At 74.7% G+C, this 10,965-nt stretch carries 8 protein-coding genes; 6 read left to right on the top strand and 2 right to left on the bottom strand.

The features are described 5' to 3' along the window. The first annotated feature begins 583 nt into the window (after positions 1-583). The 6 genes from ssuE to ABZW03_RS28240 all read left to right on the top strand — a co-directional run bounded on the left by ssuE (position 584) and on the right by ABZW03_RS28240 (position 8,941). Complete coding sequence (gene ssuE, locus ABZW03_RS28265; protein ID WP_355264094.1) at positions 584-1,138, top strand: NADPH-dependent FMN reductase; 555 nt, start codon at positions 584-586, stop codon at positions 1,136-1,138. 323 nt (positions 1,139-1,461) lie between these two features. Next, positions 1,462-2,247, top strand: a complete 786-nt coding sequence (locus ABZW03_RS28260) for an ABC transporter ATP-binding protein (RefSeq protein ID WP_355264091.1) — start codon at positions 1,462-1,464, stop codon at positions 2,245-2,247. Between the two features lie 19 nt (positions 2,248-2,266). Then, positions 2,267-4,831: an FtsX-like permease family protein gene (locus ABZW03_RS28255; RefSeq protein ID WP_355264088.1), complete on the top strand. Its 2,565-nt coding sequence runs from the start codon at positions 2,267-2,269 to the stop codon at positions 4,829-4,831. A 211-nt stretch (positions 4,832-5,042) separates the two neighbouring features. After that, positions 5,043-7,040, top strand: coding sequence for a hypothetical protein (locus ABZW03_RS28250; protein WP_355264086.1), 1,998 nt, complete (start codon positions 5,043-5,045; stop codon positions 7,038-7,040). A gap of 161 nt (positions 7,041-7,201) precedes the next feature. After that, on the top strand, positions 7,202-8,242 hold the full coding sequence (locus ABZW03_RS28245; protein WP_355264083.1) for a glycosyltransferase family 2 protein: 1,041 nt from the start codon (positions 7,202-7,204) through the stop codon (positions 8,240-8,242). 81 nt (positions 8,243-8,323) lie between these two features. After that, positions 8,324-8,941, top strand: a complete 618-nt coding sequence (locus ABZW03_RS28240) for an acyltransferase (RefSeq protein WP_355264080.1) — start codon at positions 8,324-8,326, stop codon at positions 8,939-8,941. Here the strand turns inward: ABZW03_RS28240 and ABZW03_RS28235 are convergent, their stop codons facing one another. Together ABZW03_RS28235 and ABZW03_RS28230 are read right to left on the bottom strand one after the other, a co-directional pair. After that, positions 8,942-10,564: an LCP family protein gene (locus ABZW03_RS28235; protein ID WP_355264077.1), complete on the bottom strand. Its 1,623-nt coding sequence runs from the start codon at positions 10,562-10,564 to the stop codon at positions 8,942-8,944. A gap of 205 nt (positions 10,565-10,769) precedes the next feature. Continuing rightward, positions 10,770-10,965, bottom strand: a 196-nt coding sequence (locus ABZW03_RS28230) for a hypothetical protein (RefSeq protein WP_355264074.1), incomplete at its 5' end; no start/stop codon positions are given.

Genomic DNA, 10,965 nt, shown 5'->3' with positions numbered 1-10,965 from the left:
GCGCCCCCGGCCCGCGCGGGTTCAGCGAGGCCGGCAGCGGCGGCTCGCCCGCGCCGCCTCCGCCGTTGCCGCCGTACGGGTTCCCGCCGCCCCCCGGGCGGCCCTCCTGCCACGTGTTCATGCCGACGAGGATGCCCGACCCCGGTCCGGCTGACTCCCCCCGGGGTGCCCGCCGGGCCTCTTGTAGCAGTTTTGATGCACGCGCCGGATCGTTCCGCCGAAACGTCCGGACACCCGGTGTTCCAGCTGCTGAAACGTTTCTTGACCAGCTCGAACACGGCGTGTTTGCATTCCAGGCATGGATCAGCGTTGGGCACTCACGCGTCGGCGGCACGTCGACCTGCGGCGCGGTGTGGCCTGTTCGCTCTGTCGCGGCTGACGCGCGCCCGTCGCATCCCCGCCCGCGCCGCACGTCCGCCGACGTAGCGCCCCCGGTGCCGTTCCCCCGGCACCGCTCCCGGCACCGGCCCCCACCGCGGCACCCTCCCCGCCACCGCGACCCGCCCCCGCGACCAGCCGCTGCGACCCGCCCCCGCGACCAGCCGCACCCGCGCCGCCCCCGCTTCCAGCCAGAGGTGAACCCATGGCCGTCGTCCTGTCCGTTTCCGGCTCCCCGTCCGCCACCTCCCGCACCACCCGCCTGCTGCGCCACGTCGACGCGCGGCTGGCCGAGCGCGGCCACCACGTCGTCCCCTTCGAGGCCCGCGGCCTGCCCGCGCACGCGCTGCTGTCGGGCGACTTCGACCACCCCGCGATCGTCGCCGTCACCGAGCTGTTCGCCCGCGCCGACGGCGTGGTCATCGGCACCCCCGTCTACAAGGCCGCCTACTCGGGCCTGCTGAAGGCCCTGCTGGACGTGCTCCCGCAGTACGCGCTGGACGGCAAGACCGTCCTGCCGCTCGCCACCGGCGGCTCGCCCGCGCACGTCCTCGCGGTGGACTACGCGCTGCGCCCGGTGCTCAGCTCGATGGGCGCCGGCCACATCACCCAGGGCTGGTTCGTGCTCGACCGCCACATCACCGCCCGGGAGGACGGGACGACCCTGGTGGAGCGCGAGACCGAAGCGCTGCTGGCTCCGGTCGTGGAGGGCTTCGCCACCGCCCTGGAGCGGCGGGCCGCACCCGCGCTGGCGAGCTGACGGACCGTCGCCGCGGCCCGTACGGGGCGTCCCCGAGACGGGCCGCGGCACCCCCTAGGGGGAGCCGCCCGGTGCCCCGTAGAACCTTGGTTGAGCGGCTTCATTCCGGCGGATGACGAGCCCTCCGCCGACGACTCCTAACGTGGATCACACATCCCCACCCGCCAGGAAGCGGCCCGATCGCGTCGGGTCCGGTGGCCAGGTCCACCGGGAGGGTGGAGACAACTCCCGGTCGAGGACTACCGCCCGCACCATGTCGCGCGGCGGGCGGGCCCGTGAGGCTGGGGGCCAACGGGTGAGCGCATCTTCCTTAGGAGAGTCCTGTGACGACGGCAGCAGCCGTGTACGACCCCCAGCTTCCCGGCGGAGCGTCCGCCGTCGCCGCGTCGGCCCGTCAGGTCACCAAGGCGTACGGCTCGGGCGAGACCAGGGTGACCGCGCTGGACGCGGTCGACGTCGACATCCAGCGCGGCCGGTTCACCGCGATCATGGGCCCCTCGGGCTCCGGCAAGTCCACCCTGATGCACTGCCTGGCGGGCCTCGACACGGTCAGCTCCGGGCGGATCTGGATCGGTGACACCGAGATCACCGGCCTCAAGGACAAGCAGCTCACCAGACTCCGGCGCGACAAGATCGGCTTCATCTTCCAGGCCTTCAACCTGCTCCCGACCCTGAACGCGCTGGAGAACATCACGCTGCCGATGGACATCGCCGGGCGCCGGCCCGATCAGGCCTGGCTGGACCAGGTGGTGGAGACGGTCGGCCTGTCCGGCCGGCTCAAGCACCGCCCCGCCCAGCTCTCCGGCGGCCAGCAGCAGCGCGTCGCGGTGGCCCGGGCGCTGGCCGCCCGCCCCGAGATCATCTTCGGCGACGAGCCCACCGGGAACCTGGACTCCCGCTCCGGCGCCGAGGTGCTGACCTTCCTGCGCCGCTCGGTGGACGAGCTGGGCCAGACCATCGTGATGGTCACCCACGACCCGGTCGCCGCCGGCTACGCGGACCGCGTGCTCTTCCTCGCCGACGGCGTGATCGTGGACGAGATGCACGCGCCCACCGCCGACTCCGTCCTCGAACGCATGCGCCGTTTCGACGGCAAGCGCACCAGCTGAGCGGCGGGCCGACACCACCATGCTGCTCAGAACCTCACTGCGGAGCTTCTTCGCCCACAAGGGCCGGATGGCGCTCTCGCTCGTCGCCGTCGTGCTGTCGGTGGCCTTCGTCTCCGGCACCCTGGTGTTCTCGAACACCGCCACCGGCACCTTCGACAAGCTCTTCGCCGCGACCGCCTCGGACGTCTCGGTCCAGCCGCCCAAGCCGGCCGAGGACGAGGAGCCGCAGGCCGCCAGGCTGCCGACCGTCCCGGTCGCGCTCGCCGACCGGGTCGCCGCGGTACCGGGCGTGAAGAAGGCCGTCGGCCAGGTCATGGTCGGCAACGCCGTCCTGGTCGACCCGGCCACCAACAAGCTGGTCGGCCCGACCACCGGCGCGCCCACGCTGCTCGGCAACTGGACCGACACCCCGCGCAACCCGGTCACCGTCACCTCCGGCCACGCGCCGCGGAACCCCGGTGAGCTGGTGCTGGACGCGGACACCGCGAAGAAGGCGAAGCTCGGCCTCGGCGACCGGATCCGGGTCGAGAACGCCGGCGGCAAGCACGACTTCACCATCGCCGGCATCGCCACCTTCACCACCACCAACCCGGGCGCGGCGCTCGGCTTCCTGGACACCCCGACCGCCCAGCAGGTGCTGCTCGGCGAGGCGGCCTACACCTCGGTCGAGGCCTTCGGCGACGGCAGCCGCGGCAACGACCGCCTCAAGGCCGACGTGCTGGCCGCGGTCGGCAACGGCTACCAGGCCAAGACCGCGGCCGAGCAGAAGGACGAGAACACCAAGCAGGTCGGCGGCAGCCTGACCTTCATGAAGTACGCGATGCTCGGCTTCGCCGTCGTCTCGGCGATCGTCGGCGCCTTCCTGATCGTCAACACCTTCTCGATGCTGGTCGCCCAGCGCACCCGGGAGATCGGCCTGCTGCGCGCCGTCGGCGGCAGCCGGCGGCAGGTCAACCGCTCGGTGCTGGTCGAGGCGCTGATCCTGGGCGTGCTCGGCTCGACCCTGGGGGTCGCGGCCGGCCTGGGCGTCGCGGTCGGCCTGATCAAGCTGATGAACGCGCTCGGCATGGACCTCAGGGCGGCCGACCTGCGGATCGGGCCGGACGTGTTCGTCGCCGGCTACGCGCTCGGCATCGTGGTCACCCTGGTCGCGGCCTGGTTCCCGGCCCGCCGGGCGAGCCGGATCTCGCCGATGGCCGCCCTGCGCGACCACGGCACCCCGGCCGAGACCCGGGCCAACCTGGCCCGCACCGTCCTCGGCCTGCTGCTGACGGCGGGCGGCGGCGCCCTGCTGGTGCTCGGCGCGGGGGCGGAGCAGGCGGCCACCGGCGGCCGGTACCTGGGCCTGGGCGTGGTGCTCACCCTGATCGGCTTCGTGGTGCTCGGCCCGCTGCTGGCCTCGGCCGTCGTCCGGGTGCTCGGCGCGGTGCTGCCGGCCGTCTTCGGCCCGTCCGGCAAGCTCGCCCAGCGCAACGCGATGCGCAACCCGCGCCGCACCGGCGCCACCGCCGCCGCGCTGATGATCGGCCTGGCGCTGGTGGTCGCCTCCTCGGTCTTCAGCTCCTCGGCGGTCACCTCGGCCGGCGCGCAGATCGACCGGTCGGTGGGCGTGGACTACATCGTCGACGGCGGCCGCTCCGAGGTCACCGCCGAGATGACGGACATCGTGCGCCGGACCCCGGGCATCGACCACGTCACCGTCCAGAAGGGCTTCCGCGCCAAGGTCCAGCTGCCGGACGGACGGCAGGCGAGGACCGAACTGGACGCCGTGCCGCCCGCCTTCTTCGCCACCGACTTCCGGCCGACCGCCAAGGCCGGTGCGGTGGAGTCGGTCGCCCGCGGCTCGCTGGGGATCGGCGAGGCCTTCGCGAAGGACAACGGCCTGAAGGTCGGCGACCGGGTGACCGTCGACTACGGCAGGGGCCGCACCCAGGTGCTGCCGGTCGGGGTGGTCTTCGCCAAGGGCGAGCTGTTCGGCAACGGCTCCTTCGTGGACCTGGACACCATGGCCCGGGTGGTCCCCGCCGCCGAGCAGCCGCCGGTGGGCGTCTTCTTCGCCAAGGCCTCCGCCGGCGCCGACGTCGCGAAGACGCTGGCCGCCCTGCAGGACGGGCTCAAGGAGTACCCGCAGCTGACCGTCAAGGACCAGGCCGGGTACAAGGAGCTGGTGCGGTCCCAGGTCGACACCCTGCTCTACCTGATCTACGGGCTGGTCGCGCTCTCGATCACGGTCGCGGTGCTCGGCGTGGTCAACACCCTGGCGCTGTCGGTGGTCGAGCGGACCCGGGAGATCGGCCTGCTGCGGGCGATCGGGTTCTCCCGCCGCCAGCTGCGCCGGATGATCCGGCTGGAGTCCGTGGTGATCGCGGTGTTCGGCGCGGTCCTCGGCACCGGGCTGGGCCTCGCCTGGGGGGTCACCGTCCAGGGCGTCCTGCGGGACCAGGGCCTCGGGACGCTCTCCGTCCCGACCACCATGGTGGCGGTCACGCTGGTCTCCTCGGTGCTGATCGGCCTGTTCGCCGCCCTCGTCCCGGCCTTCCGGGCCGGACGGATGAACGTCCTCGCGGCCATCGCGACGGACTGACCCGGCGTCGGGGGGCGCCGGGCCCCGGGGCACGGGGGTCCCCGGGGAAACGAGGGGGAAACGGGGGGAAGCGGGGGGACGGGGGACAGGGGCCGGGTGCGCACAGCACCCGGCCCCTGCGCCGTCGCCGCCCCCGCCGGGCTCCGCTCCCGCCGGGCTCCGCCCCCGCCGGGCCTGCGGTCCGTTTCCGGAATGCTGAGATGATCGTCCGATGTTCCCCTCGGACGCCCCGCCCCTGCCCAGCGCCGCGCCCCTCACCGGCGCGGCCGCCGCCCGCTGGCGCGCCGCCCGGACGGCCTGGCGGCTGGACGGCCGCTGGCTCGCGCTGGTGCCGATCGCCTTCGTGGTGCTGGCCGGAGCGGTGGAGCCGGACGTGGGCCGGTGCAACGTCCAGAACGTCTGCCGGGACACCTGGGGCTCGGGGCTGGCCGGCTGGTCGGTGCTGGCCGAGATCGTCCTGCTGGCCACCAGGGCCCGGGTCCGGGTGCTCGTCCCGCCGGTCGTCCTGGCGCTGCTCTGGTACCTCCCCGAGGGCCTGGTCACCCCGCTCGCCCGCTGGTCGGCGGTGCTGCTGCACGTGCTGCTCACCGCCGTGCTGCTCGGCGCCGAGGCCGGCCGCCGCCGCGCCCGCCAGCAGCTGGACGAGCTGATGGCCCCGCCCGTCCCGTACCCCTGGACGGCCGCCGGCGCGCCCTCGCCCGTCCACCGGGACGGCCCGCCCGTGCTGCGCCGCGCCCTCGGCGTGCTGCTGCTGGTGGTCGCGGCGGCCTTCCCGCTGTACGGCCTCTGGGCGCAGGCCCGGTCCGACGCCGCCGCCGAGCGGGCCACCCGGGTGACCGGCACCGCGGGCGACAGCGACCGGGACGGCGTGCTGACCGTCCGCTTCCAGCCGCCCGGCGGCGGCCCCGAGCGCACCGCCGCCCTGGACGTCTGGTGGCAGCACCGGCCCCGGCCCGGCGAGCCCGTCCCGCTGCTGGTGGACGGCGACTCGGTGCGCGCCCTGGGCGACGACTACGACGTCTCCGGCCAGCTGAGCGCGGGCGGCCTGATCGCCCTGCCCGGCCTGGTGCTGCTCGGTTCGGCCGTCGTCGCGAGCGCCCGCCGGACCGGGCCCGCCTTCGTCGGCGCCGGCCCCGCGCTCGCCGTCCGGGTGCGCGCCGACGCCCGCGGCGACCTGCTGGTGCTGCCGCTGGACGGCCCGCCGGACGGCCCCGGGCTCTGGCGGCTGGTCGAGAGCTACCGGTACCGCTGGGCGCACGGAGCCGCGCCGGACGGCGAGGGCCCGGCCTGGGTGCCCGAGGACCTGCTGACCGAGGACCAGGACGACGACTACCCCGACCCGGGGCTCGAACCCGACGACCACGACGAGGACGAGGAGGACGAGGAACTGTTCGACCGCGCGACCCCGGCCGAGGCCGCCGCGTGGCTGGCCCGGGCCGGCCGCAGCGTGCCCGCCGTGCTGTACGTCGGCCCGGACGGGCCCGACCAGCAGCTCCTCGTCCGCCCCGGCCTGCTGGACGGCGACCCGCACTGGGTGGCGTCCGTGGTCGCTCCCGCCGCCCGGGCCCCGCGCTTCGGTCGGCGCTCCGGGCGCTACCGCGAGCGCGAACTGGCCGTCGCCGCGCTGACCGCCGAGACCGTCGCCGCCGCCCCCGAGGCCGGCCCGGACGCCGTGCCGCTGGCCGCCCACCGCTGGGAGATGCCGCTGCCGCTGCGGGCGGCGGCCGGGCCGCTGGCGGCGCTGCTGGTCGCCACCGCCGTCGTGCTGCTCGACGACGACGGCTGGTGGGAGGGGCTGCTGCGCCCGCTGTGGATCGGCTCGCTGGCGATCCTCGCCTGCGCCCAGACGCTGTCCTGGCAGCTGGTGGCCGACCGCGACGGCCTGCGGGTGGCCACCGCGCTGCGCACCCGCAGCTACCGCTGGGCGGAGATCTCCGCGGCGGCGGTGCACCGGAACCTGCTCACCATCCGCCTGCACGGCGGCCGGGAGTTCTCCTTCTTCAGCCGCCCGGCGGTCTGGCTGGCCACCCGCCTCGGCGGCCGGTACGACCCGGTGGCGGTGGCCCGGACCGTCGCCACCGCCGCCCACCGCCCCGACCTGCGCCCGGCCCGGGCCCTGCCGGACCGGCTGGGCGGCCCCCAGCACCTGGTGAACCGGCTCGCGCTGACCGGCTACGCGGTGTTCACCGTCGCCCACTACGCACTCTGAATCCGCCCCGGACCGGCACCGGATCCACACCGGTTCCGGCCTGCGCGTAAGGGGGAGTACGGTGTCCTTGATCACAGCGCCGGTGCCGCGCCGCGAGGCGTCCCGGGCCGCCCAGACCGGGACAAGACGGGGACGCGTCCGCACCGGTACGGTTGGCCCCGATGAACACCAAGGCTGCTGAGGAGCTGCCGGCTGTTTCCGTGATCATGCCGGTGCTCAACGAGGAACGTCACCTGCGCACGGCGGTCCGGCGCATCCTGGACCAGGAGTACCCCGGGCCGATGGAGGTGGTGATCGCCCTCGGCCCCTCCACCGACCGCACCGCCGAGATCGCGGCCGAGCTGGTGGCCGAGGACCCGCGGGTGCGGACGGTGGCGAACCCCACCGGCCGGACGCCCGCCGGGCTGAACGCCGCGATCCGGGGCTCCCGGCACCCCATAGTCGTGCGCGTGGACGGCCACGGCCTGCTCACCCCCGGCTACATCACCACGGCGGTCCGGCTGCTCGGCGAGATGGACGCGGCCAACGTCGGCGGCATCATGTACGCCGAGGGCGAGACCGAGTGGGAGAACGCGGTCGCCGCCGCGATGACCTCCAAGATCGGCGTCGGGAACGCGGCCTTCCACACCGGCGGCCTGGCCGGCCCGGCGGACACCGTCTACCTCGGGGTGTTCCGGCGCGAGGTGCTGGAGAGGCTCGGCGGCTACAACGAGGAGTTCATCCGCGCCCAGGACTGGGAGCTGAACTACCGGATCCGCCAGGACGGCGGCCTGGTCTGGTTCACCCCGCAGCTCAAGGTGACGTACCGGCCCCGCCCCTCGGTGCGGGCGCTGGCCAAGCAGTACAAGGACTATGGCCGCTGGCGCCGGGTGGTCACCCGCTACCACCGCGGCTCGGTCAACCTGCGCTACCTCGCCCCGCCGGCCGCGCTGGCGGCGGTGACCCTCGGACTGGTGCTCGGCGTCGCCGTCCACCCGGCCTTCCTCGCGGTGCCCGGCGCGTACCTGCTGGGCATCCTCGGCGGTTCGGTGGTCGAGGGCCGCGGCCTGTCGTTCCGGGCCAGGGTGCTGCTCCCGGTGGCCCTCGCGACCATGCACCTCAGCTGGGGCTTCGGCTTCCTGACCTCACCGCGCTCGCTGGCCCGAAGAGTGATCGCCAGCGTCGGCCCGTCCGCCAAGGACGTGCTCTCGAAGGCCGGCTGACCCGAACACCAGCCGATTCGTTTCGGCACCCCGCCCGTCACCCGCGTCCGGCGCCGGTCGGCACCGCTATCGTCGGTGCGCATGGCGACAGTTGACGACGGGGCGGGTACCGCCCGGATCGAGCCGAGCGCGGACGTCGACGAGCGGGCCGCGATCGGCGCCGGGACGGCGGTCTGGCACCTCGCCCAGGTCCGCGAGGACGCGGTGGTCGGTGCGGACTGCGTGATCGGCCGCGGCGCGTACGTCGGCCCCGGCGTGCGGATCGGGGACCGGGTCAAGGTGCAGAACCACGCGCTGGTGTACGAGCCGGCCGTGGTCGAGGACGGGGTGTTCATCGGCCCGGCCGCCGTGCTGACCAACGACCGGTACCCGCGCGCGATCACCCCCGAGGGCCGGCCCAAGGGCCAACTCGACTGGCGGGCCGAGGGGGTGACGCTCCGTCAGGGCTGCTCGATCGGCGGCCGGGCGGTGCTGGTCGCCGGGGTGACGGTCGGCCGCTGGGCCCTGGTCGCGGCCGGCGCCGTGGTGCACCGGGACGTCCCGGACTTCGCCCTGGTCGCCGGCGTCCCGGCCCGCCGGATCGGCTGGGTGGGCCGGGCCGGCGAGCCGCTGCGGCCCGCCGGGGACGGCTTCTGGCAGTGCCCCCGGACCGCCGAGCGCTACCGCGAGGAGGAGGACGGAACCCTCGTTCTCCCGTAGCTACTTGGCGCAGACGTCGGTGTCGTCCGCCTGCACCCGCTGGAGGTCCTCGGGCGCCTCGGTGGGCACCGCCGCCGGGGTGGCGGGGGCGGCCAGCACGTCCTTGCCGAGCACCAGCAGCAGTCCGCCCTTCGGGTCCGACTTCGTGGCCGGACGCACGGCGTCGCCGGGCAGGCCGAGGGCGGCGGCCAGGGCGTTGGCCTCGGCCTCCAGACCGGCCGGGTAGGACACCGTGGTGGTCGCCGCGGGCGGTGCGTCGCTGCCCACCGCGGCCTTGGCGAAGCCCTTCGCCCGGAGCTTCTCCGCGGTCGGCCCGGACTGCCCGCGGGTGCCGCTGCCGTTGCGCACCGTCAGCTGGACGCCCTTGGTGTCGGCGGTGGGGGCCGGGGCGGCCGCGGTGGGGGCGGCCGGGGCCGGCGGAGCGGCGGCGGCGCCGGTGGCCGGCGCCTCGGGCGCGGGCGGGACGGCCGGGGTCTCGGTCAGCGAGCGGTCGCCCGCGACCATCGCGAACAGCTGCCCGGCGTCCGGCTGCTTGAGGATCACCCGGTTCTCGTCCTTGGGGTCGTCCAGGACGGGCGCGGTGGTGAAGGTGATGTTCTTGGTGTCGACCTTGCTGATGTCCAGCGCGAGGTCCTTGAGCTTGTCCACGCTGCCGATGCCGGAGTCCACGGTGAGCGCCTTGGTGGCGGCGTCCGCGAGCTTGTAGAGCTTGGTCGGGCTGGTCAGGGTGTCGTCGCTCTTGATCTTGCGGATCATCGAGCTGATGAACTGCTGCTGGAGCGGGATCCGGGTGAGGTCGCCGCCCATGCCGACGGCGTGCCGGGTGCGGACGAAGGCCAGCGCCTCCTCGCCCTGGACCACGTGCCGGCCCTTGGTCATCTTGAGGTGGGAGCCGGAGTCGTTGATGTCCTTGGCCGCGCAGACCTCGACCCCGCCGACGGCGGTGGAGAGGGTCTTCACCGCCTCGAAGTTGACCTGCACGAAGTGGTCGACCCGAATCCCGGTGTTCTTCTCGACGGTCTTCCAGGTGCAGCCCGCGTCGCGCCCGTTCTGGCCGAGGCTCTCGTTGAACTCCTGCCGAGCCGAGCCCGGGATCTTCTTCCCCTGGGCGTTCTGGCACTCCGGGATCGGCACCATCAGGTCGCGCGGGAGGCTGATCACCGTCGCGTTGGAGCGGTCCTTGGCGATGTGGAACAGCAGCGTGGTGTCGGCGTGCCCGGTGCTGCCCTCGTCGCCGTACTCGCGCCCGAGGCCCTCCCGGCTGTCCGTGCCGATCACCAGGATGTTCAGCGCGTCCCCGGCGGCCGGCGGGCGCTCGGACTCGTCGCCGAGCTGGACCTTGACCGAGGTCAGGTTGTCGTTGAAGTGCCGGTACAGGTAGTACGCCCCGCCGCAGCCCGCCACCATCACCAGGGCGCCCGCCCCGGCCGTCCACTTGAGCGCCCGTCGGCGCCGGCTGCGCTTGGCGATCGCGGCCGCCCGCCGCCGGCTGTCCCGGCGGCCCTCCGGGGCCGGTGCGGCGCCCGGAGCCGCGGGCGGTTCGGCGGCCCGGCGGCGCTGCCGGGGGACGCCCGGGGCGGGGTCCACCCGGTACCGGCCTGCATCCGGTTGCTCCTCGTGCACGGGGGTCCCTCCCTTCGACCGGTCACGGCTACGGACCACCCGTGTGCGGACGGGCCGATCCGGACACACTAGACGAGCCGCGCGGGGGAGTCGTTCCCGGTGTGATCTCCGCCATGTTCCGGCAGTGCGGCGGCAAGTACCGCTCGCGGCCGAGCAATTGCGGACGTCGCAGGTGAGGCCGCCGGAGCGGCCGGGGGCGGCCGGTTCAGTGCGTGGCGCAGGCGTCCACGTCGGCGGTGCGTCCCTCGAAGGTGGGAGAGGCGCCCGCCGAGGGTGACGCGTCCGCCACCGCCGCCGGTCCGGCCGACGGCCGCGGACCGGACGCCCAGTCGACGGTCAACGAGCTCGACGGCTGGGTCCAGCTCTGCCAGCGGGCCGCGAAGGCGACCGCCCCGGCCGCC

Source organism: Kitasatospora sp. NPDC004799, assembly GCF_040609095.1.
Taxonomy (GTDB): domain Bacteria; phylum Actinomycetota; class Actinomycetes; order Streptomycetales; family Streptomycetaceae; genus Kitasatospora.
The sequence above is the reverse complement of the archived record's forward strand: the minus strand, read 5'-3'. Positions and strand labels throughout refer to the sequence as shown.